Source organism: Streptococcus ruminantium (assembly GCF_003609975.1).
In the GTDB taxonomy this organism is placed as follows: Bacteria; Bacillota; Bacilli; order Lactobacillales; family Streptococcaceae; genus Streptococcus; species Streptococcus ruminantium.
On sequence record NZ_AP018400.1, the window covers coordinates 1,956,699 to 1,980,643 of the forward strand.

Here is a 23,945-nt window from a genome sequence, read left to right on the forward strand (position 1 = left end):
TACAAAAAAATATTTGCATCGATCTGTTACAAATACTATGAAAATACTGGGTGATAGAACATCAACATAACTTATGACAGTGTAACATAGCTGAAAATAAAAGTCTATTATTTTGATTGAAAAAAAAAAAGACTACTAAGGTGTAGTCTCACGTTCAATCAAGGTCGCTTGGCAATAATGTCCCTGCTTGGTTAGGGGCTTTCCCTCCAATATAGTCATCAACTGTTTGACACTTAAAGCCCCCATTTGTCGAATAGGCTGCTTCATGGTCGTCAGAGAGGGCCTGGACATCCGATCCAGGAAAAAACCATCAAAACCAATCACACCAACATCCTGTGGGATGGATTTTCCCAAAGCTAGTAAACCTCTTGTAATCCCTAGGGCCAAACGATCCGAAGCGCAAATAAAACAGGTATTTTCTAATAATAGGTCACTGTTTTTTACAAACTCTTCTGCTAACCGAGAACTATTTTCTAACCGGTAAAGGTGAGTCTCACGTCCCTGCATAGCAGCTTTATAGCCCCCTTCTCTGCTCTTTTCAAAGGCTTCTGGCAAATCAATCCCAACAAATATAATCTGTTCGTATCCTTTGGATAGGGCAAACTGGGTAGCTGATCGGGTCGCCAAGTGATTATCCGAGTCAACAAAGGGAAGCCCCTCTTGATTTTCTCCAAACAAAACCAAGGGTTTTCTCAACCTCTTCAACCAAGTATAGTCAGCTTTCCTAGCTCCTGTTACGATATAGCCATCACACTGATCGGTGATTAGGTCAGAATCCGTCACCAGTTGCAGAGTATAATGCCGATGATTTAGTTCATCAGCGATACCGGCTAAAAGGTCGATATAGTAAGGTTCCACCACATCCATCTTCTCCAGAATAATCACCTGAACAATCAAGGTTCGTTGTTGAGCTAAAGCCTTGGCAGCCACATTTGGCGTATAATCTAACTCTTTCATCGCTGCCATTACCAGCGTACGCAATTCTTTCGTGACCTGTTCTGGATGGTTGATGACACGCGAAACGGTCATTTTTGATACATTGGCTAACCTAGCCACATCGGCTAATGTTGTCATAGAACTTCTCCCTATCCTTCCCTTATCTGATACGATTCGACAAATCGAATGCCTTTAATAGTGCAAACGTTTTCTTGGTAGTATTATATACTATTTATCTTAGAAAAGAAAGCCTTTCTACTTATTATCGTTTTTTATAGCCTTTCAATTTACTCTTGGCATTCGTTCCATAGGCTTGAAAATAGCGTAAACATAGTTCGTACCAACACAGTCTGGTTGGGAGAACTATTCAAACACTCATCCCCATACATAACCTTGTTCGCTAACTTGACCACCTACTCAAATGACTAGGAAAAACACTCCAAAGCTAGACTAGAGATTTTCTATCTAGCGTTTAGAGTGCTGCATAATTTTAAATGAAACTATTGTACGTCTTCCTTTCGAATACGAGCCAAGAATCGCTTAGTCCGTTCTTCTTTTGGATAATCAAACAAATTTTCTGGCTGCCCTTCCTCAATAATCTGACCACCATCCATAAAAATTACTCGATCAGCTACCGCACGCGCAAACCCCATCTCATGAGTAACAACAACCATTGTCATGCCTTCTCTAGCAAGCCGAATCATGACCGCTAAGACCTCTCCAATCAATTCTGGATCCAAGGCTGAAGTCGGCTCATCAAAATAAATCACCTCTGGACTGGTTGCAATGGCTCTGGCAATCCCAACTCGTTGTTGTTGGCCACCTGAAAGTTGACTAGGGAAAAAATCATACTTGTCTGATAGTCCAACCTTATCCAAGGCTGCCTTACCAATTTTTTCTGCCTCTGGCTTGGCTATGTTTCGTGCCACAATCAACCCCTCTGTTACATTCTCTAGGGCAGTCTTATTGGCAAAGAGATTATAATTTTGAAAGACAAAGGCTGTCCGCTTGCGAATAGCCGCAATGTCTTTACTGGAAATCTTGGACAAATCATACTGACTATCACCAAAGACCAAGTGACCTGCGTCAGCTTTTTCCAAAAAATTTAACGAACGAAGGAGGGTGGTTTTACCTGAACCAGAGGGCCCCAAAATCACCACTACTTCTCCGGGATTAACCTGAACATCAATCCCCTTCAAAACTTGCTGATTACCGAAAGCCAACTCTAGGCCATTAACTTGAATCATCTGAACCTCCTAATAAACTGCCAATTTCTTCTCGCCATAGGCTTGAAGTTTTGTCAAAATGGTCGAAAAGAATAAATATATCACAGCGACTTCACAATAAAGAATAAAAGGCTCGTAGGTCCGAGCCGCAATTTGCTGGGTTACCATAAACATCTCTAAAACAGTAATATTGGCTGCTAGTGACGTATCCTTAACGAGACCGATGAGGGTATTAGACAAAGGAGGAAAGGCTACACGAAAGGCTTGCGGTAGAATGATTCGGCGCATGGTCTGAGCAAAGCTCATCCCCACAGAATAACCTGCTTCCAACTGTCCTTTGGGAACAGACTCGATAGAAGCCCGAATGGTCTCAGCAGCATAGGCTCCAGTATTAACTGAGAAAACCAAGACCGCTGATGGAAAAGCTGCTAAGACAATCCCCAGACTTGGCAGACCATAGAAAATCACGTACAGTTGCACCAAGAGGGGAGTTCCACGAATAAGCCAAATGTAAAACCGTGCGAGTTGCCTGAGTACAGGAATATGAGCGACTTGTACCAGAGCTGTCCCAATAGCCAGTAATAGCCCAAAAGCAAAAGACAAGATTGTCAATGGAATCGTCACCAACAATCCTGGAACAAGTATTTGCGAAAATGAATCAATCAGTAGTTGCCATACTCTATCTGTCATATTTTCTCCTGCTTACTTGGCTTTTGACACATCTTCACCGAAGTATTTATTTGAGATCTCAGCCAGTTTTCCTTCACTTGCTAACTCAGACAAAGCCTTGTCTATCGCCTCTATCAGATCTGTATTACCTTTTGCAACTGGAAAAGCAGTTGTGGATACATCATCTGTTAAGGTCACAACTTTGATCGGTGCGTCGGCGTGCTGCTTGATGTAGTCTAGGTACACCAAATTATCATTGATTGTCGCATCCACACGCCCTGTATGCAACAACTCAACCGCTTGGGAAAAACCGTCAACACCGACAACCTCTGCGCCATTTTTGCGAGCTAAATCTGCCCAGTTACTTGTCAGACTGTTAGCAGATTTTTTACCTGATAAATCTGCAAAACTTGTGATGTTTGAGCTATCTTTTTTCGTAACTAGAACGCCATAAATATAGGTATACGGTGCAGAAAAATCAAATTTTTCCCTGCGCTCATCTGTCACCCCAACCTGATTTGCAATCGTATCAAAGCGCTTGGCATCCAAGCCAGCAATCATAGAGTCCCATTTTGTCTCGATAAATTCGACCTTAACACCTAATTTAGCTGCAAGAGCTTCTGCTACTTCTACATCATAACCAACCAACTTACCATCCTCATCATGATAGGAATACGGAGCATAGGTGCCTTCTGTACCAATCTTGATGACCCCCTCTTTTTTGATTTGGGTTAGAAGAGATTGATTTTCGCCAGCTTCCGATGTAGAGGATGACTTGCATGCAACCAGGGCAATTCCTGTCAACAATAAACTAATTAAAAGAACAATTTTTTTCACGATAACTACACTTCTTTCTTTTTCATATTTTACAATAGTATCACGAAAGACTTTTTCCAGCTAATATATATTTTCTATCAGTGAGATTAAAATTTTAAATAGTGGCTTTACTAGACATAAGAAAAAAGAGACCGAAAAAATATTCCGCCTCATTAACATAACAACAAAAATACCTACTCAGTGGACAAGGCTGAAACAAGCAAAATAACCGACCACCTATTTCCTACTCTCCATAGCCCTCTCTCAGACAATAGCTTTGCTAGACAGCTGGCAGATAAGGCAAGACTACACCCCCGCAGGCGGATAAATGTAGCTCACTGTTCCTTCGCTGGTTGCTGTCGGATCAAAGAAACCACGCACATTGCTAGGATGATAAGCACCACTGTAATTTGATTCCTTTACCTGAATCCGACCATCCTTTGCCACGTCCGTCACATAGGCAACATGGCCATAGCCACCGTCCGTCCAAACAGCAATGGCTCCAGCCTTAGGTTTACTCCCAACTTCGTAGCCTAAAGACTTTGCAGTGGCAGCCCAATCGCCACCATTTCCCCAGTAGTTACCAACCCAAGGAGCCATTTGTTTGGCTCCCCAAGTACACTGACCAGCTGGATAGGTGTTAACAGTATATTCCACAGCAACTTCTGAAATCATATTCGTTGCTAATGCGACTTTAGCCGCTTTCTCGATAGCAACTTTAGTAGCTTTCAGACTCTTCGTCAGTGCCAGATTGTCATTCATTCTGGTGCTGGCGCTAACAGTTGGTACACTTGTCCACAAAAGACTTCCCATAAGAACTATAAACAGCTCTAACTTCATATACTTTCGAATAATGTTATAACTCAAAATACTCAATTTTCCTTCATATTTGTTCGGACTCATCTATCCTAATGGATAATCCTTGCAGCAGGCTTAAAAACATATAACAAATGTTACAAGTAAATTGCAATCTCTTAACAATGACATATTTTAAAATAGTATGATGACACAAAAGGGGCTGGGCAAAAAGTCTCAGAAATAGTAAATGGCTTAGAATAACGTCATAAGAAACGTTGATTCTAAGCCATTTTGTGTTCTTCAATTTTTACCAGAAAGAGTAAATTCTGAGTTTTTGCCCAGTCTCTTGACATGGTAGCTAGTTACCTCTACTTCTCAGCACACTGATTAGTATCAAAACCAAGCCAGCAATGATATTCAAATACTTATTTCCATAGAGCGGACTAACTGCAATAAGGAAAAATCCTAGCGCTAGTAAGAAGGGAGATTTATTCTTAGAAAACATTAGTCCTCACCAGCTTTAACCCTATTGGCAGCTATGACAAACGGAGTCCAAATCAAGAAGGCGATAAGGAGATTGAAAAGGGACACCAACGCTGCCATGACATTTCCACCTGTAGCAAGGTAAGCATAAAGCCCTGGAGGCGTAATCCACGGTACAGGCGCAAAGACCGGCGGAATCAAGCCAGCTGCTGTCGCCAAGTAGGCAATGGCAGCACAGATTGGAGGTACAATCAACCATGGGATGACAAAGAGTGGATTCAACACCATCGGAACACCAAAGATGATTGGCTCGTTGATATTAAACACTCCCATCGGAGCAGATAATTTAGCCACCATCTTATGCTCTTCTCGTTTAGAAAAGATGAAAATAGCAATGATCAAGGCAAGGGTCACACCTGAGCCCCCCATTTGAGCGTAAGCATCAAAAGAACCACGAGTCCAAAGCCAAGGCAAGTTTGCAGCGCTTTGGGTTGCTGTGTAGGCAGCAGCATTTTCATTCAAAGCTACACCATAAATACCATCCATGATCGGTGCCAAAACATTGTGTCCATGCAACCCAAAGAACCAGAACAGTTGCACAAGGAAGGTTAGGAGAACTACTGACCCAAGTCCCTGCGACAATCCCAGTAAAGGCAACTGAATGTAGGTTGATACTAAGTCTCCCAAAGACTGACCAGTCAAAGCAAAAGCAAGGTAGGCAATGATAGAAGAGGCATAAACTGCAGCCGTACCTGGAATAATGGCCGCAAAAGCCTTGTTGACCGCCGGTGGAACAGAGTCTGGTAGTTTGATAGCAACGTTACGTTTCACTAAACTTGCATAAACCCATGTAGCAAGAAAACCAATCAGCAGAGCTGTGAAGAGTCCTGTTGCTCCACCATATTTCAGGGCAATAGCTCCCCACTCACTTGTTTCTAAAGCAGCAGCTCCATTAGTCGTAACAATCTTCAAACCCAAACCTTCTAAAGCTGAAAGCAACGATTTATCTGCTCCATTCAAGGCAGTAGAAATTGTTATGCTTTGGGGAATTGTTGAAATAAAGGAAGCAAAAGAAATCAAGCCCCCGGCTAAAGGATTGACCTTGTACATGAGAGACAAGTTGTAGCCGAAAGTAAAGGCAAAAACAAGAGCCATAATCCCAATGGTACCAAAGTATACATAACCATTGATGTTGATAATGGGTTGCATGGCTTCCACAAAACTAGTCCAACCCATATTAGTTGGAATATCTCGTAGAAAGACATTCAAGAGAACGGCTACTGTACCAGCCATTGTAATTGGCATCATAGAAATAAAGGAATCACGAATCGCTATCAAATGCCGTTGCGAGCCAATTTTCCCAGATATTTCCATGAATTTCTCAGAAATATTTGACATAATCTGTCTCCTTTTTATTTTTTTGTCACATATGACCTAACTATTAAGCTGAAGTTCCTCTAAAGAATAGCGAATCATCGCTTCTAGCTGAGCTTCTGTCCGGCGTTTCAAGCTCTTTGAAAAGAGTTTTTTCATCAAAAAATAATTTCCCTTTGCAAAAATATCACCAGCTTCCATCTCATAGGAATACTCTATCTCCGTTTGATTGTTTCCCAAATCACGTAGTGAGTAGCGAATATGCTCCTTACCTCGGTTGGAATGAAAACAAACCGCATAGCAACTAGGAACAGCAAATTCTTCCACAATCACTTTGACACTATGCTGACCCTTTTCGCCAAAAGTTTTCGTATAAGTCAAACCTTCTCTGATATCCTGATCAAGAAGGGGAACCCCCGTATGCTGCTGATAATCTTCTTTCAAAGAACGCCGAATCGTATCAAAGAGGTGTTCCACGGGAACCTGTCCTACCCTTGTCAACTTCATACACATATTCCTCCCACCATCAGCTTATTTTCTTATAGACCTCAACAAACTCTCTTGCCAAATCAATGAAAGTTAAAGCGTTCATCAGATGGTCTTGCCCGTGTACCATTAACAAAGATAGTTCCACAGATTCTCCACTTGCTTCTTTTGCTAATAGATTGGTTTGTGATTTATGGGCAACATTCAAAGAGGTAGTCGCTTCTTGAAGCAACTGTTCAGCAGCTTCAAAATCGCCTTGTTTAGCCGCTCGAATTGCCTGAGTAGCATAGCCCTTGGCTTCACCTCCGTACATAATCAGCCCCATGATGGCTTCTAAATACTCTGGAGAACTCATACTACTCCTCCATCAATGTCAACGCTGCTTCTAGGACCTTGGCTCCGTTCATCACTCCGTAATCCATCATATTGATGGCATCTACTTTGATTGCCGGTTCAAATTTGGCCTTGTAATCATTCAGTAAGAATTTCACCTGTGGTCCCAAAAGAAGCACATCGATTTCTTTTTGCTCCACCTCATTATCTGCCTCAGATACAGGAACAGCCCAAATAGTTGCTTCTACCCCTGTTTCTTCCGCTGCTTTTTGCATTTTTGTTACCAACATACTGGTAGACATACCTGCGTTACAAACTAACATAATGTGTTTCATAAAAACTCCTTCTATCCCTGCTTCTGAATCAAGGGAATGAAAATATCTATCAATTCACTGTAGCTTGGGTTCTTCATCAGCCGCTCCTGCAAAGCTCCATTTTTTACAAATTCGACCAGACAAGGGGAAACATACTTCAAGTGAATATTGCGCCCCTTAGATGGAGACAATAGAAAGACTAACTGTACTTGTTTTCCCTGTCCCCACTCAACCGACCTTTGGCAAATCCCAACAACAATCTGCTCTGAGAAGCTCATCGGTAAGGCCGGATGTGGAAAAGCTAAGCTGTCCCCAAACACAACCGAGCTATAAGATTCTCGGACATGGACCTGTTCCAAAAACTGATCAACAAAATCAGAATCAACAGCCTCATTCAGGCACATTGTCAATTGGAATAGCACCGATTCGCGACTCGTTTCTTCTTGTATATAGAGAACTCGCTGAGGGGAGAAAACTGACTCTGCTATCTGTCTTGCCTGTTCTTCCCCCATAAGTACCGGCTCCCCTTGCTCCGACTTGACCGGTGTCACTTGTTGTAGATAGGAACGTACAGCTTCCATATCCTTTTCTGATAGAAAGACACTCACATTGATAACGGGTGTCAAAAAAATCAAGTTGGAGAGACTAATAGAGGAGATAATTAAATCAATATCCCTCAATCGCTCTTCTGTTATCTCATGATAACTGACACTATCTACAACCTCTAAGCTGGTGGAGAACTCCTTCTCCAAACGATTCTTTAACATTAAAGCGCTTCCAACTCCCGTTGCACAAACTACCAAAACTCTTGTCTTTTTAAATCCCTGATAGCGCTCAATCGCAGCCATAACATGAAGAGTCAAATAAGCCCATTCATCATCAGAAATCTGATACCCCATTAGTTCCGGCATCGTTGCAAATGCACTCTTTGTGAGTTCAAACGCCTCAAAATATTGTTGCTGAATATCTGACGTTAAAGGATTCCCCAATTGGATTTTATTCTCCAAACGAGTCTGTAAAGGAATTAGGTGAGCCAAAATCCCCCTTAGTAACTGTTGATCCTTAAATAGTTCTAACCCTGTTAATTGAGAGAGGGTGCGCAAACAACTTTCCACATGATGTTGAAAACGCCCCTCAACTTCCATGACTTGAGTGGGACTTCCCGTCAATTTCACCTTAAGATGCAAGGCGATATAATTGGTCTCCTCAGTTGGGATTGTGACTTGAAACTGCTTCTCTATCCGCTGGATAATCCTTCCCGCCACTTGGTATTCCTTAGAGGACTGAATGTCATTTGATATTGGAAACTGATCTAAACTGGAGCCAATCTTCATCCGCTTCAAAAGAAGCGCTATATGGAGGACAAGATTTTGCATGACAAAATCAGACAGACGGAGCTTAGCATCGCGGCATTCATCCAAAACAATCAACATCAAATCTGTAAACCGAATATCAGGCAAAAGATTGGTCTCAACCATACCATATACTGACTGAGCCTTCCCCTCGCCAAAAAAATAATCCATGATAAAATGACGAATGGCTGGCTCCTTGCCTTCCAACTTGATTCCCCTACGTGTAATAAGAAGCTCCAACTGGTAGGAAGCAAATAACTTACGGATGTCCGATAAGATGGAATGCAGGGTGGTCTTTCCAATAAACAATTCCTTCTGCAAGCAGTCTAAAGATTGAATGGGTTCCTCAAACAGTAATTTATTCAAAATATAGCGCTGACGATCCACAGCTTCTTCCAGTTGCGTCAGATCCGTAATCCGTTTCTTTAATTGGAGCTGCTCCTGCCAAAACATTTCAAATTCAACTGGACGGTCAATCTGTAAACAATAGCCCTTGCTCTGTTTGGAAAGGATATGCGCACCGTTTGCTTCTAAAGAAGACGAAAGTTGATGAACATACTTCCGCACAGTACGATCGCTCACTGCTAGCAACTTGGCCAATTCCAAACTGGAGACAAAAGTATCTTGCTTTGCTAACAAACACTCTAGCAGACGAACTTCTTTTTTAGATAGCATGACCCTTCCTTTCCTTCATTATATTAGCCACATATTCTATCTCTATTATAACACGCTGACTGTTTTCAAGTGTCCTGTCTTTTTCCGTATGATTAGTGAAAGTGTTCGGATGAGTTGATAATCAGTTGAAATTCTCTCCAAGGCTTGATGAGAGATAACAAGGGGAGATAAGAAGGACAAATCCGCCCAACTCGATTGACCTTGGAACTGACCGTAAATTCTTTCAGAGCAATCTGCAATTCTCCCTTATACCGACCGTAAAGGTCATTGTCAATCAAAATATCTCCACGCTGCACGGTCATCATCTGATCTGATCGAGCTGGTATTGAATCATCCTGATACACGACACGCGGCATCGTTGATCGAAGAACATAGGCTGATACATCTCCACGATAGACATGAGGAAACGTTACAATCTCCTGCTCGACAGACGTTAGCCCATCTTCTACTTCCACCATCAGACGAATCTGTTCTCCTTTCAAGACCTCTTGGATGGATTGAAGCTCCTCTTCTGATACAAATTGGTTGGAGATCAAAATACAATCGATCAAGCCAGTCGCTTTCAACCAAGCGATTTGAAGGGGAATAGGCAGGTAACGATGGTCTTCCAGAGTCGGTAATCCTTCTGACAAGGGCCACGGTCCCTCGGTTGCTGATTGTGCACTGACAAAAGCAGCAGTCTGAATCCCAGAACGATGATAAAACGAAGACATCTCCAAAAAATACTCTTCAGAAAGCCCTGTATAAGCATGTGGATAAAAATTATGACAGGCGATTACATTATCCAAATTAGCAGAACTAACCAAAAGTTTGGTCAACAGTGTCTTATCCGTACTCAAATTCAGTTCAATCTTTATACCATAAGGATTGTTGGTTAGCTCAATAATTTCATCCAAAGGAAGGGCTTCATCCAGACGAATTCCTGCTAAGCCAAATTCGGCAACATGTTCCATGAGTGAATCTTGCCAACCTTGTGCCTGTATAAAACGTGGACACACATCAGCCACCACAGTTATTCCTAGTTGATTGGCATAGGAAATCAATTCCCTATATAGATCAAATACCTCTGGTTTACTGGTTTCTAGCTGCAACAAACTCAGAAACATCCGCCGCGCTCCATAACGATGCAGCAAATGAATATACTCTTGACTATCCTGTAAAGAATAATGCTCTGGATAGATGGAAAATCCTAATTGTACCATGATGACCTCCTAACGACTAAAACCATTGGTAGCACTCAAGGTCTTAAACCATTTGCCTGATTTCTTGATAATGCGATCTTGAGTATCCAAGTCCAGCTCAATCAAACCATAGCGATTCTTATAGGCATTGAGCCAAGACCAGCAGTCGATAAAGGTCCACAGCATATAACCCTTACAATTTGCCCCTTCTTGAATAGCTCGGTGCAACTCAATCAAATGATCCTCGATAAACTCAATCCGGTAATCGTCATGGATATAGCCATTTTCCTTAAAGGCAGCTTCTCCTTCCACCCCCATACCGTTTTCTGTTACTAGCCATTCAATATTGTTGTATTCTTCTTTGAGACTGGTGGCAATGTCGTAAATCCCTTTTTCATAAATTTCCCAACCTCTATGTGGGTTGATTTTTTTCCCTGGCATATCATAAGGAGCAAAGAAGTATTCTGGAGTGAGAACCTCTCCTTCTTTCCATACCCTTGTCGGTGCTTGTACCCGAAGAGGTTGATAGTAGTTGACTCCTAAAAAATCCACTCTATTCTCTTTGATAATTGCCAGCTCCTCTTCGCTAACTTCTGGAGTCAAATCATATTCGGCAATCAATCGAACCAACTCCTCTGGATATTCTCCCAAGACAGATGGATCTAGAAAACTCTTGGTTTGGAAGAGTTCTGCAATTCTAGCTGCCTGTATATCTTCTGGCTGGTCACTACGGGGATAAGCTGGAGTCAGATTCAGCACAATAGCGATTTTTTTATCAGGATTGATCTCATGGCAAGCTTTGACTGCCAAAGAACTAGCTAATTGAGTATGGTAGGCCACGGCAACCGCTGCTTTGGCATCAACCTTACAAGGATAATGATAATCTCCCAGATAACCACATTCTACAGGAACGATTGGCTCATTAAAGGTAATCCATCGGTCAACCACATCATCAAAAAGCTCGAAACAAGTCCGTGCATAGGCTTCATAGGCCCACACCGTTTCTTTTTTCTCCCAGCCACCTTTTTCCTGCAAAGTATAAGGAAGATCAAAATGATAAAGATTGACAAATAATTGGATCCCCTTTTCTTTTATCAAGGAAAATACAGCTCGATAGAAAGTTACCGCTTCTTGATTGACCTCCCCTACACCCTTTGGTATGAGACGCGACCATTGGATAGAGGTCCGAAATACAGTATGACCTGTCTCTGCCAACAAATCAATATCCTTTTCATAATTTTTGTAAAAGGTAGAGGTCTGTTCCGGACCGATACCTCCATGAAAACGCTCCGGCTCTATATTGTACCAATAATCCCAGTTACTTTGGCCTTTCCCGTCACCGGGTTCCATCCCTTCGCTCTGAGGACCTGAGGTAGAAGAACCCCATAAAAAACCTGCGGGAAATTGATAAACTTGTTTGTTCTGAGTCATTGATTGCTCCTTCTTTCTTTTGTATGACCAATGGCAATTGCACATGATCAACCTGTCTTTCAAACACCTCAGGAGAATTGGTGACGTCACTGATTGTCACTAACTTTGTAGGCTTCACCGCTCAGCTCCCTGCCCCGTGTCTATATCCTTATTATATTCCAGCCCTTCTTGTTTGTAAACGCATCCAGCGTTCTCTCTTTTTCCGTAACGAGACGGAAATATGGTACTTTCTAAAAACACTGAGGGTATGTAAAATCGAACCCAGAAACATATGATTTTCCTTTTCCAAAAATCAATCTCTACTCATTTTTGAACATAAAATTAGACTTTTATTGACCTTTTCTCTATTGCCATTCCTTCACAAGAAATTAATCTGTAAGAAAATGCATTTTAAACTCTAAATTTAGAGGTCAGAAAGTCCACATAGTGTCAACCGATTGTTCTTAACTTCCTGTAGTTTAAGTGGTAAAATTTTATCGTAAATGCTAAAAAAAAAAGCATTTTTCCTGAATAAAATAAGGAAGAGGTGGTCATGATTCGTATTCGGGCTGATTCTCAAATTGGAGATAGATAAACGTCAAAGAAAAGAGGAAAATTTAAAGATGAAAACAGGATTAAAAAGTCGATTTAAGACGATAGTAATGTTATTCTGCTTGCTGTTTCAGGTCTTTGCCCCTGCCAGTACTGCCTTGGCGGAGGAAGCTCCAAAAGAAGTAGAGACTACTATAACATCACTCAAGGTGCTTAGAACACCTAATGGCGAAGAAACAGATAATGTTTTTTACAATGGTAGGTTCTATCTAGCGCTGGACTGGGATGCCAGTGGACATGGCGCAGAATTACGCAAAGGAGATTATTTCGAGGTCACACTGCCTGACGCAATGAGGTTTCCGACCAATTCTGCGGCAGTTGATTTTCCGCTACATGCACCTGATGGAAGTGTCGTTGCCAACGCCCATGTAACACCAAATCCTGATGGTGGTGGAAAAGTAAGAGCGACTTTTACCGATTATGTACAGAACAAATATAATGTCAAAGGCTCAATGCAACTAGCAGCCAATTTTGTTAACTCAAAAGTTCGCCGGAATGAAGAAAACACATTTTCTATAACTGTAAGTGGAAAAGTCCACACCATTAAGGTTAGACCAAATGGCCCAACAGATCTTAAAAATGAAAAGTTGAATAAATGGTCAAAAGAGATCGGTGGAAATCGTGTACAATGGGAAGGTCGTATCAACCATGAAAAGGGAAGCTTCCCAGATGACACTGTTTTTTCTGATACATTAGCACTTAATTCTCCAGAGAAATTTATCAAAGATACTTTCAGATTACAAAGGGTAGAGTTTGACTCAGTAGGTAACCCAATAAAAGTCCTTGAAACCATTAGCAGTGATAAGATTTCCTTTTCAAATGATGATCGGACTGTTACAGTAAATTTAGGAAATATAAGTAACCAACAGTACTATTTTACTTATCAAACATCTTATACACCGGATACCGTTATAAAAAACAATGTTAAGCTCACTTCTAAAGACAAGGTGCTTGCTGAACACTCTGCTTCCTATATCAATTCCTCATCTGGTGGTACAGGTTCTGGTGACTTGACCAACAAGATTAAAATCATCAAAGTCGATGCTGAAAATCAAGAGACAAAACTTGCCAATGCCAAGTTTAAAATCACCAATGTTGCGAATGGCAAAGAATACGAAGTCACTACAAATGCTCAAGGCGAAGCTGTGACAGAAAAATTAGTCGCAGGTCAGTACAAAATCAAAGAACTGACAGCACCGAATGGATTTGAACTAAATCCAGAAGAAACAACCGTCTCTGTCGCTGATGGAAAAGCGACCATCCAAACCATCACAAACAAGCCAATTAAAACATCAGTAAGCGTTGACAAGAAATGGATTGGCCCTGCAAAAGATTCCGCTACAGTCCGTCTCTACGCAGATGATGCAGACACCGGAAAAACAGCTACTCTCAACGCTTCAAACAGTTGGAAAGCAACATTTAATGACCTACGCAAGTTTCACGCAGATGGCAAAGAAATCAAGTACACCATCAAAGAAGATGCGATCGAAAACTACCAATCTGAAGTGACAGGCGACATGGCTTCTGGCTTTACTGTGACAAATACCAACATTGAAAAAGTATCTGTACCAGTAACTAAGACTTGGAACGATAACAACGACCAAGACGGTAAACGTCCGAAATCTATCACCGTAAACCTCTTGGCTGATGGCAAAGTCGTTCAATCCCAAGAGGTAACAGCAGCTAACAACTGGGAGTATACTTTCACCGACCTACCGAAGTACGCTAACGGAAAAGAAATCGTCTATACTGTGGAAGAGGTGAAGGTAGATGGGTATGAGACGAAGGTGGAAGGAACTAACATCACCAACACCCATACTCCAGAAACAACAGAAGTTTCAGGTACTAAGACTTGGAACGACAACAACGACCAAGACGGTAAACGATCAAAATCCATTACCGTAAACCTCTTAGCTGATGGCAAACCATTTAAGACTCAAAAAGTCACTGCTGAAAACAACTGGAAGTATACTTTCACCGACCTACCGAAGTACGCTAACGGAAAAGAAATCGTCTACACTGTTTCAGAAGAAAAGGTAGACGGGTATGAGATGAAGGTGGAAGGAACCAACATCACCAACACCCATACTCCAGAAACAACGCAAGTTTCAGGTACTAAGACTTGGAACGACAACAACGACCAAGACGGTAAACGTCCGAAATCCATTACCGTAAACCTCTTAGCTGATGGCAAAGTCGTTCAATCCCAAGAGGTAACAGCAGCTAACAACTGGGAGTATACTTTCACCGACCTACCGAAGTACGCTAACGGAAAAGAAATCGTCTATACTGTGACAGAAAACGCTGTTGAAGGCTACACCACAACCTACGATAAGTACAATATCACCAATAGTTACACACCTGGTCAAACTAGCCTCACAGTAACCAAGGCTTGGGATGACAAGGACAATCAAGACGGTAAACGTCCTGAAGCTATCCAAGTTCAACTCTATGCCAACGGTGAAAAGTTGGGCGAACCTGTAACCCTGACCACTGATAACAAGTGGACACATACTTGGACAGGACTTGCTAAGAAGGCAAACAAAAAAGACATCGTCTACACCGTCAAAGAAGTCTCAAAAGTAGAGGGATACACCACTACTGTAGGAACTGTTGAAAATGGAAATGTCACCATTACCAACACCTATAAACCAAGTACAACCTCTATCAAGGTAAACAAGGTCTGGAAAGATAAGGACAACCAAGATGGTCTGCGCCCAACTTCCATTACCGTCAACCTCTTGGCGGATGGTGAAGTTGTTAAGACGGAAACGATCACACCAAATGCTGATGGCGATTGGAGCCACACCTTCACAGACTTGCCTGAATACAAAAATGGCAAGAAAATCACTTACACCGTTTCAGAAGAAAAGGTAGAGGGATACGAAACAACGGTAGAAGGAACTACCATCACCAACACCCATACTCCAGAAACAACAGAAGTTGCAGGTACCAAGACTTGGAACGATAACAACGACCAAGATGGTAAACGTCCAAAATCCATCACCGTAAACCTCTTGGCAGACGGTCAACCGGTCGCAAGCAAAATCGTCACCGCAGACGACAACTGGGCTTACAAGTTCTCAAACCTACCTGCTAAGAAAAATGGAGCTGCCATTACCTACACGATTAGTGAAAAAGCAGTCGCAGATTACACTACAACCTATGATGGCTACAATATCACTAACAGCTACACACCGGGAGAAACAAGTGTCACTGCCACAAAAGTTTGGGAAGACAACAACAACCAAGACGGACTGCGCAGGGAAATCAAACTAGAACTCTACGCAGACGGTGTTGCCACTGGACAGAGCCAAACCCTTTCTGAAGAGAACAACTGGAAAGCAACCTGGACAGGACTTGCCAAGAAAGCAAACAAAAAGGACATCGTCTACACCGTCAAAGAAGTCACTGCTATTGATGGCTATACTTCAAAAGTAACTCAAACATCAACCAATAACTTTACCATCACTAACGCCCACACTCCAGAAACAACGCAAGTTTCAGGTGCTAAGACCTGGAATGACAACAATGACCAAGACGGTAAACGTCCGAAATCTATTACCGTAAACCTCTTGGCGGATGGTAAGGTCATCAAGAGCCAACAAGTCACTGCTGAAAACGACTGGAAGTATACCTTCACCGACCTACCGAAATACGCTAACGGAAAAGAAATCGTCTATACTGTTTCAGAAGAAAAAGTAGACGGGTATGAGATGAAGGTGGATGGCTACAATATCACAAACAGTTACACACCAAGTACAACCTCTGTCAAGGTAAACAAGGTGTGGAAAGATAAGGACAACCAAGATGGTCTACGCCCAACTTCTATTATCGTCAACCTTCTGGCAGATAGTCAGGTAGTTTCTACAACAACCATCAAACCAGATGCCAACGGTGATTGGAACTACACATTCACAGACTTACCTGAATACAAAAATGGCAAGAAAATTACCTACACTGTGGAAGAGGCGAACACACCAAACGGGTATACCTCATCTGTAGAAGGAACCAACATCACCAACACCCATACTCCAGAAACAACGGAAGTTGCAGGTACTAAGACCTGGAATGACAATAATGACCAAGACGGTAAACGTCCGAAATCTATCACCGTAAACCTCTTGGCTAACGGTGAAGTCGTTCAAAGTCAGAAAGTCTCTGCCGATACGAATTGGACTTATACCTTTACTAACCTACCGAAGTACGCTAACGGGAAGGAAATCGTCTACACTGTAACTGAGAATGCCGTTGATAACTATACAACAACCATTGATGGTCACAACATTACCAACAGTTACACACCTGGTCAGACGAGTCTCACTGTTACCAAGGTCTGGAAGGATAACAATAATCAAGACGGTAAACGTCCTGGATCTATCCAAGTTCAACTCTATGCCAACGGTGAAAAGTTGGGCGAACCTGTAACCCTGACTGCTGATAACAAGTGGACGCATACTTGGACAGGACTTGACAAGAAAGCAAACCAGAAAGATATTGTCTATACGGTCAAAGAGGTTTCAGTGGTTGATGGATACACAGCATCTGTAGGAAAAGTTGAAAATGGAAATGTCACCATTACCAACACCTACAAGCCAACCACTCCTCCTAAGAAGAAAAAATCGACTCCACTGCCATCAACAGGAAGTCTCAGCGGACTAGGACTGACGTTTGTCGGACTAGCACTTGCCGCGACTATCAGTGCTCGAGCGATTTACCGAAAGAGGAAATAGGCATGACAACTTTCATAAACAGAACAACTTGAGAGAATAATACTCTCTTGAGATAGACAAAAGCCCTTAGATTTACTCTAATGGGCTTTTGTGGTATTGTCATAAAATATCATTAGAGGTGTTACAAAACAGGACAAATTTCATATTCTGCATGATTTATGTCGTCTTATAACATCCAAAGATTAGTCAATTTGATCATCACGTCTTTTTTTCTTAAGAAGTCCTATTGCTCCAAGTACAGTTAAGGCTGCCACAGTGTAGACAACATCAGGCCTATCTTTATCTCCAGTTTGAGGTAGTTGACGAACTGCTTTCGCTTTGGAGATAGGGAGCAGAGAGGCATCTTGTTTAATTGTACCATCTTTTGGAGTTTCCGGAGATGACACAGATGGAACTTCTGAATGCAATGACCGTTGTGAATCCTCCTGAAGTGTTTCTGATAGCTGCGGCTTACGAGATTCGCTTTCTGTCTTAGGAGCTTCCGGTGTTGGAACTACTGGAACCTCTGGACGACGTGGCTGGGAATCTTCCTGAGGCATTTCAGGTCGCTGCGGCTTATGAGATTCGGTTTCTGTCTTAGGAACTTCTGGTCTTGGATCAGATGGAACTTCTGGGCGGCGTGGCTGGGAATCTTCCTGAGGCATTTCAGGTCGCTGCGGATTACGAGGTTCAGTTTCTGTCTTAGGAACTTCTGGTCTTGGATCAGATGGAACTTCTGGGCGGCGTGGCTGGATACCTTCCTGAGGTCTTTCAGGTCGCTGCGGATTACGAGGTTCAGTTTCTGTCTTAGGAGCTTCTGGTGCTGGGACTACTGGAGCCTCTGGCTGTGGCTGCTGTGGCTCTTCCTGAGGTTTTTCAGGTAAGTGCGGCACTATAGGTTCGGTTTCTGTCTTAGGAACTTCCGGTGCTGGGACTGCTGGAACTTCTGGAGATAGCGGTTGCAATGGTTGTTCCTGAGGTGTTTGTGGTCCCACATTCTCTTTTTCAACTTTTGGCACAGGGATCGTTTCTTTAGTGTACCTTACCTTAACATCTTCTAATTTCTTATCTTTAACTTCTTTATCATTAATCTTGTAAGATGTAGTATTAGAAATGATTGTTTGATAAGTGGCTTCTTTATTTGTTGCTACACCTGTTGATTTAGAGAACTTATCCTTATTCACCTTCAATTTATAAGTAAAGGTTACTGGCTTCCTTCCCTCAAATGCCTTGGTAAGCTCATCCTTATTGATGGTCCATGTCAGGGATTCTTTGGTGTTAGTACCAAGGATAGAAGAAATGATACCAAATGGCCATCCCCATCCACTACTTCTACTTGAACTATTAGATTTAGCGGTATGTTTGGCACGGGCTTTATCAAAGCTACCATCTACTACCGAAACATTCTCACCGAAAGTATCGGTAATGGTTACTTCTTTTAAGATGTCCTTAAACTTATCTGGAGTGGTCAAGTCTTTCTCTTCTAGGAACTTGCTACCTTCTGACATCTTCTTGAGATATTCATCAAATTTATCATAAGTTTTTGCAGTATCAGGCTTAGTGACATCAAAGCTGTAGAATAGGATACCTTCATCTCGAGCTATTTTTGCTTCTGCTTGAGCAGATAGATTATGATTGTAGAATTGGTATTGACGTCTGTAGAATAGGTGATCCAATGCTTTTCCAATAAACCAATCTCTAACAGAATCAGAAGCAGTTTTCAATCCTAGAGTGCTAAGCCATGAAGAAGCCTCTTTCGATTCCAATTTTTTTAAATTTTTCTTAACTTCTGACTCAATAGTACTCTTAAGACCGACCGTATCCGTCACCCGATTGTAGTAGCTACGGAAGTTATAGCCCTCTCCTAAGCGGTTTGAATAGTCGAACTCACTTTCTTTCAATTCCTTTGTATCTAAATCCGCTAGTGTAATATAATCCAGCGGATTTTTAATCCCAAGCCACCTGTTTCCCAAAGAGAAAAGACTATTTCCTGTAGAAGCCATCCCCTTGACAGCATTTTTGAATTGGCTAATTCCTACCTTATCTAAAAATTGAGTAAACTTGTCAGCATCCTTCACGAAATTATGGGTTTTAGTCGTTGTATCAAAGTAAAACGGCCATGGTAGCAGAGGGTTGCTATAGGTTACAGGTCCATCAACCTGTATTTTCGATAACTTTTCTTTGTCTTTTTTAATATCATAACTGAAGGTAGATTCTCCCTGAGAGAATAAAACGATGTGTTGGCGTTTACCTGATTTTTTCTCACCAGTTGAGTTAAATGCTTGACGGGCACGATGAATAGCCCCTTGAAGGTCTACGCCCCAATTACGATCTTCTTTGGCAAAAACCCTAGCTTTATCAATTTCAGTATTTACTGTTTCAGGAGTTAAATAGACGGGTTCATTAACCTTATTGTAAAATGTAATCAAACGAACAGTATTGCGAGCATTGGAACTTTTTCCATCAGAAGCTTTACTCGTTAGAGTATTGACTAATTTTTTAATATTCTCTTTGGCCGTTTTAAAGCTATCTTCTGTCATCTTTTTGGAAACATCTAGAAGGACCATGACCTCGGCACCTTCATCAATCTGTTTCGGTTGAACAGTCAGCGTAACGTCGAGGGTGTCATCATTGTTTACCTTCACGTCACGGGACACATCAAAAATCTCCCGAGACTTGTCGTCACGATGCTTGATAAGCTTGGCAGTTCCCTCACCGTCTTTCACTTCAAGAGTTGATTTTTCTTTCTCAACTTGAAGTTTTTCAACTTCAATGGTTTTAGGCTCTTCTACTACTGGAGCTGTTCCAGTCGCACTTGTCAGAGCGACTGGAACAGCGGAAGCAACTTCTCCTGCTTGTTCTTGACCATTGTCCGCACTACCTGATGTTACGGATGATACTGCTGTTTCCTCATTTTCAACTTGTTCAGTATTTCCAGTAGGTGTAGTAGGCTGAGATTCTCTGCTTTCAGTAGGAGTAGAGGAAGTAGAAGTAATTTCTGCCCCCGAAACAGTTGTCGCCATAAACATAGTTCCAACGGAAACAAGTCCGATAGACAATTTCCTGAGTCTATGCTTAATATTAACCTTAATCATTTTTTACCAATACTTTCTTTTTAATGTTTCGTTGTAGTATATAAAATAAACACTAAAAGGCTCATTTCACTACTCTATCAGTGACAAAGACAACAAAAGTAGCCAAGTAAATCACTCATAGCAACGCTCAACCTTAATAGTACAATGCAATACTCACCATGATTACAAGCTTGCCACCGACCCTATGGCATTGTTGTGGAACACAGATGATTTGACAGACCTAGAGCGCCTCAATAAGTAAATACAAGAGCGATTGTCTCGAAAAATACATCTCCATATAAATTTAGTAGTCACACTAATCCGAGATTATTGATCATTGGACGAATCATTGAAACCAGATTTACCGTCTCAACTCCTACTAAATTACAATGTTGATATACAATCTACGATATTGCATTTGTAACTAACTGTAGGTAGAATAGTCTTTACTATCCCATCTATAAATTGTACTTAAATAAATCACAGTTTGGTGTATTTTTTTTGTAACCTTTATCTGTTTTTTATCTACAGACGACCAGGAAACCTGCCAAACAAGAAAAGACTCTCAAATAAGAATGCGATAGAACCTTATTCACCTTGGACTGAAAGAATCTAAGGCAACTGTTTCTATTCGACTATAGGGTGCTGACATTAAATAAATGAAAAAAGCGAACAAATTGGAACGGTAATCAAACCAAATCCCAATACGTTCACTTTTTTAGTTTAGACTGAACTTGTATATTTAGTTCGTCCAACTCCTACATAGAAGCTGTGTGGATAGACGACCCAATCCGGATAGTCACCCCCAAAATAAAAACTTATCGACGAATTCTTTTCTACTTGTCAAATTCTTTCTCACTCTTCCTTACTTCACTACAATATTAACAAGTTTATTCGGAACCGTAATCACCTTTACAACGGTTAAGCCTGCAATTTCTGCTTGGACTTTCGCATCAGAAAGGGCAATCTTTTCTAACTCATCTGCTGATAAATCCTTTGCAACGGTCAAGCGGGCTTTCACTTTACCTTTTATTTGGACAACGATTTCGACTTCACTTTCCACCAATTTGCTTTCATCGTAGCTTGGCCATGCAACATAGCTAATGGATTGGCCTGTATTGGTCAAACCTTGCCAGAGTTCCTCTGCCAAATGTGGTGCAAATGGTGCAATCAACTGCACAAAGCCTTTGGCGTAGTCAACATAGAGGTTGCCCTCCTTGTTGGCCGCATTGACAAAAATCATCAGTTGCGCGATAGCAGTATTGAATTTTAGTTCTTCGATATGCTCTGTCACCGTTTTCACAGTTTCATGATAAACCTTATCCAAAGCTCCGCTATTTTCCGCTACGATCTCTTTGGTCGTTAAGAGGCGGTAAACGCGGTCAAGGAACTTACGACTGCCTTCCAAACCTTCTTCGCTCCAAGCGATAGAAGCATCAAGCGGTCCCATGAACATTTCATAAACACGAAGAGTATCCGCACCGAATTGATCCACCACATCATCTGGATTTACCACGTTTTTCAATGACTTGGACATCTTGGCTGGAGCCTGCTCCAACTCCTCGCCTGTTTCGATATTGAAGAACGAACCATCACGCTTTTCAACCTTGTCTGTTGCCACAAGCACTCCACGACCATCGCGGTAACTTGTCCCCAAAATCATTCCTTGATTAAAGAGTTTTTGGAACGGTTCCTTGGTTGGCACAACGCCAAGATCATAGAGGAACTTGTGCCAGAAACGGGCGTAGAGTAAGTGAAGAACAGCATGCTCCGCACCACCAATGTAGATGTCAACTGGCAACCATGCCTTGAGCAAATCTTCATCTGCCAATTTCTCATCGTTGTGTGGGTCAATATAGCGAAGGTAGTACCAGCTAGATCCCGCCCACTGTGGCATAGTATTGGTCTCACGACGCCCCTTAACACCATCCTCACGGGTAACCATCAACCAGTCAGTCAAATTAGCCAGTGGGCTTTCCCCAGTACCAGACGGTTTGATGTCAGAAGTCTTAGGCAAGACTAGTGGCAATTCATTTTCAGGTACAGCTGTTGAAGTACCGTCTTCCCAATGAATGACCGGAATTGGCTCTCCCCAGTAACGTTGGCGACTGAAGAGCCAGTCACGCAGACGATAGGAAATTTTCTCTTGACCAACACCGTTTTCCTCCAGCCAAGCCACTATTTTAGCAATAGCATCTGCCTTATTGAGTCCATCCAAGAAATCCGAGTTGATATGAGGTCCATCTTCTGTAAAAGCAGACTCCTCAACATTTCCCCCCTCAAGAACAGGAAGGATGTCCAGACCGAATTGCTTAGCAAATTCCCAGTCGCGTTCATCATGAGCAGGAACTGCCATGATAGCACCTGTACCGTAGCTGGACAAAACATAGTCGGCAATCCAGATTGGAATTTCTCTGCCATTGACAGGGTTGATAGCATAGCTACCTGTCCAAACGCCTGTTTTTTCCTTAGCAAGATCTGTACGAGCAAGGTCTGACTTGAGCGATGCTTGACGTTTGTATTCGGCTACTGCCTCAGCTTGTTCTGCCGAAGTAATGCTATCTACCAAATCATGTTCAGGGGCTAAAACAGCATAAGTAGCACCGAAAAGTGTATCAGGACGGGTAGTAAAGACTGTGAAATCCTTATCTGTATCCTTGATTTTGAAGGTCACATTGGCACCAGTTGATTTACCAATCCAATTGCGCTGCATATCCTTGATAGACTCCGGCCAATCCACTTCTTCCAGATCAGTAAGTAACCGCTCTGCATAGGCGGTAATCTTCAACATCCACTGGCGCATTGGTTTGCGGACAACTGGATAGCCCCCACGTTCAGATGTTCCATCAGGAAGTACTTCTTCGTTAGCAATAGCTGTTCCCAATTCCTCTACCCAGTTGACAGGCACTTCTGCCTCATAGGCTAGACCTTTTTCATACAACTTAGTGAAAATCCATTGAGTCCACTTGTAGTAGCCAGGGTCTGTCGTGTTGACTTCGCGATCCCAGTCGTAAGAAAAGCCAAGGGCGTTAATTTGACGCTTAAAGTTGGCGATATTTTCTGCCGTAAAGTCAGCTGGGTCATTCCCTGTATCCATTGCATACTGCTCTGCAGGTAGACCAAAAGCATCCCATCCCATTGGATGAAGCACATTGTAACCTTGTGCCCGCTTATAACGACTGAGAATATCCGTTGCAGTATATCCTTCTGGATGTCCAACGTGCAGGCCCGCACCAGATGGATAAGGGAACATATCTAGCGCATAAAAGTTTGGCTTGTCACTATCTGTCCCCGTCTTAAAGGTATGATTTTTCGCCCAAAATTCCTGCCACTTTGGTTCGATTTCCTTATGATTGTAGAAGCTCATATATTTTCTCCATGTCAATAAATTATCCTTACTATTATACCATGAAAAAAGGAAAGAAAAAAGGTAGAGACTGAACTTTGCGACTTCCTATTTTCTAGTTAGCAAACAAAAATATGATACCATTTGT

15 protein-coding genes are annotated in these 23,945 nt (G+C 42.0%); 1 reads left to right on the forward strand and 14 read right to left on the reverse strand.

All coding sequences use genetic code 11. From position 1 onward, the window contains the following. Window positions 1-135: 135 nt before the first annotated feature. From SR187_RS09245 to SR187_RS09300, 12 genes are all read right to left on the reverse strand, one after another. The gene (locus tag SR187_RS09245) at window positions 136-1,074 is read right to left on the reverse strand and encodes a LacI family DNA-binding transcriptional regulator (RefSeq protein ID WP_024532661.1); all 939 of its coding nucleotides are present in this window, start codon (window positions 1,072-1,074) and stop codon (window positions 136-138) included. A gap of 362 nt (window positions 1,075-1,436) precedes the next feature. Continuing rightward, window positions 1,437-2,183, reverse strand: a complete 747-nt coding sequence (locus tag SR187_RS09250) for an amino acid ABC transporter ATP-binding protein (protein ID WP_120172364.1) — start codon at window positions 2,181-2,183, stop codon at window positions 1,437-1,439. A gap of 9 nt (window positions 2,184-2,192) precedes the next feature. Next, entirely contained in the window at window positions 2,193-2,852 is a 660-nt protein-coding gene (locus tag SR187_RS09255) for an amino acid ABC transporter permease (RefSeq protein ID WP_024532423.1), read from the reverse strand. Window positions 2,853-2,864: 12 nt separating this feature from the next. Beyond that, a complete protein-coding gene (locus SR187_RS09260) occupies window positions 2,865-3,668 on the reverse strand; it encodes an amino acid ABC transporter substrate-binding protein (RefSeq protein ID WP_120172365.1) in 804 nt (267 codons plus the stop codon). Window positions 3,669-3,953: 285 nt separating this feature from the next. After that, the gene (locus SR187_RS09265) at window positions 3,954-4,514 is read right to left on the reverse strand and encodes a CHAP domain-containing protein (protein ID WP_178084910.1); all 561 of its coding nucleotides are present in this window, start codon (window positions 4,512-4,514) and stop codon (window positions 3,954-3,956) included. A gap of 435 nt (window positions 4,515-4,949) precedes the next feature. Next, on the reverse strand, window positions 4,950-6,326 hold the full coding sequence (locus SR187_RS09270) for a PTS sugar transporter subunit IIC (protein WP_024532426.1): 1,377 nt from the start codon (window positions 6,324-6,326) through the stop codon (window positions 4,950-4,952). A 36-nt stretch (window positions 6,327-6,362) separates the two neighbouring features. Further along, window positions 6,363-6,809, reverse strand: coding sequence for a DUF3284 domain-containing protein (locus SR187_RS09275; protein ID WP_120172366.1), 447 nt, complete (start codon window positions 6,807-6,809; stop codon window positions 6,363-6,365). A gap of 19 nt (window positions 6,810-6,828) precedes the next feature. Continuing rightward, window positions 6,829-7,143, reverse strand: a complete 315-nt coding sequence (locus tag SR187_RS09280; RefSeq protein ID WP_120172367.1) for a PTS lactose/cellobiose transporter subunit IIA — start codon at window positions 7,141-7,143, stop codon at window positions 6,829-6,831. A gap of 1 nt (window position 7,144) precedes the next feature. Next, window positions 7,145-7,456 carry a PTS sugar transporter subunit IIB gene (locus SR187_RS09285; RefSeq protein ID WP_120172368.1) on the reverse strand — a complete coding sequence of 104 codons (312 nt, stop codon included), beginning with the start codon at window positions 7,454-7,456 and terminating at the stop codon, window positions 7,145-7,147. A gap of 11 nt (window positions 7,457-7,467) precedes the next feature. After that, window positions 7,468-9,462 (reverse strand): BglG family transcription antiterminator, encoded by a 1,995-nt coding sequence (locus SR187_RS09290; protein WP_120172369.1) that lies wholly within the window; start codon window positions 9,460-9,462, stop codon window positions 7,468-7,470. Between the two features lie 92 nt (window positions 9,463-9,554). Continuing rightward, complete coding sequence (locus tag SR187_RS09295) at window positions 9,555-10,664, reverse strand: DUF871 domain-containing protein (RefSeq protein WP_162496997.1); 1,110 nt, start codon at window positions 10,662-10,664, stop codon at window positions 9,555-9,557. A 9-nt stretch (window positions 10,665-10,673) separates the two neighbouring features. Further along, window positions 10,674-12,074 carry a glycoside hydrolase family 1 protein gene (locus SR187_RS09300; RefSeq protein ID WP_120172371.1) on the reverse strand — a complete coding sequence of 467 codons (1,401 nt, stop codon included), beginning with the start codon at window positions 12,072-12,074 and terminating at the stop codon, window positions 10,674-10,676. 602 nt (window positions 12,075-12,676) lie between these two features. Between SR187_RS09300 and SR187_RS09305 the strand changes: the two genes are divergently transcribed. Continuing rightward, complete coding sequence (locus SR187_RS09305) at window positions 12,677-17,398, forward strand: Cna B-type domain-containing protein (protein WP_120172372.1); 4,722 nt, start codon at window positions 12,677-12,679, stop codon at window positions 17,396-17,398. 182 nt (window positions 17,399-17,580) lie between these two features. On the opposite strand, the gene SR187_RS09310 is transcribed toward SR187_RS09305, so the two are convergent. Then, window positions 17,581-20,472: a serum opacification factor gene (locus SR187_RS09310; protein ID WP_120172373.1), complete on the reverse strand. Its 2,892-nt coding sequence runs from the start codon at window positions 20,470-20,472 to the stop codon at window positions 17,581-17,583. A gap of 844 nt (window positions 20,473-21,316) precedes the next feature. Then, window positions 21,317-23,818, reverse strand: coding sequence for a leucine--tRNA ligase (gene leuS, locus SR187_RS09315; RefSeq protein ID WP_120172374.1), 2,502 nt, complete (start codon window positions 23,816-23,818; stop codon window positions 21,317-21,319). Window positions 23,819-23,945 lie beyond the last annotated feature (127 nt).

Excerpts from the sequence above, each read along its gene's own strand:
- SR187_RS09245 (WP_024532661.1), bottom strand. The coding sequence starts at position 1,074 with ATGACAACATTAGCCGATGTGGCTAGGTTAGCCAATGTATCAAAAATG.
- SR187_RS09250 (WP_120172364.1), bottom strand. The coding sequence starts at position 2,183 with ATGATTCAAGTTAATGGCCTAGAGTTGGCTTTCGGTAATCAGCAAGTT.
- SR187_RS09255 (WP_024532423.1), bottom strand. The coding sequence starts at position 2,852 with ATGACAGATAGAGTATGGCAACTACTGATTGATTCATTTTCGCAAATA.
- SR187_RS09270 (WP_024532426.1), bottom strand. The coding sequence starts at position 6,326 with ATGTCAAATATTTCTGAGAAATTCATGGAAATATCTGGGAAAATTGGC.
- SR187_RS09275 (WP_120172366.1), bottom strand. The coding sequence starts at position 6,809 with ATGAAGTTGACAAGGGTAGGACAGGTTCCCGTGGAACACCTCTTTGAT.
- SR187_RS09280 (WP_120172367.1), bottom strand. The coding sequence starts at position 7,143 with ATGAGTTCTCCAGAGTATTTAGAAGCCATCATGGGGCTGATTATGTAC.
- SR187_RS09285 (WP_120172368.1), bottom strand. The coding sequence starts at position 7,456 with ATGAAACACATTATGTTAGTTTGTAACGCAGGTATGTCTACCAGTATG.
- SR187_RS09290 (WP_120172369.1), bottom strand. The coding sequence starts at position 9,462 with ATGCTATCTAAAAAAGAAGTTCGTCTGCTAGAGTGTTTGTTAGCAAAG.
- SR187_RS09295 (WP_162496997.1), bottom strand. The coding sequence starts at position 10,664 with ATGGTACAATTAGGATTTTCCATCTATCCAGAGCATTATTCTTTACAG.
- SR187_RS09300 (WP_120172371.1), bottom strand. The coding sequence starts at position 12,074 with ATGACTCAGAACAAACAAGTTTATCAATTTCCCGCAGGTTTTTTATGG.
- SR187_RS09305 (WP_120172372.1), top strand. The coding sequence starts at position 12,677 with ATGAAAACAGGATTAAAAAGTCGATTTAAGACGATAGTAATGTTATTC.
- SR187_RS09310 (WP_120172373.1), bottom strand. The coding sequence starts at position 20,472 with ATGATTAAGGTTAATATTAAGCATAGACTCAGGAAATTGTCTATCGGA.
- leuS (WP_120172374.1), bottom strand. The coding sequence starts at position 23,818 with ATGAGCTTCTACAATCATAAGGAAATCGAACCAAAGTGGCAGGAATTT.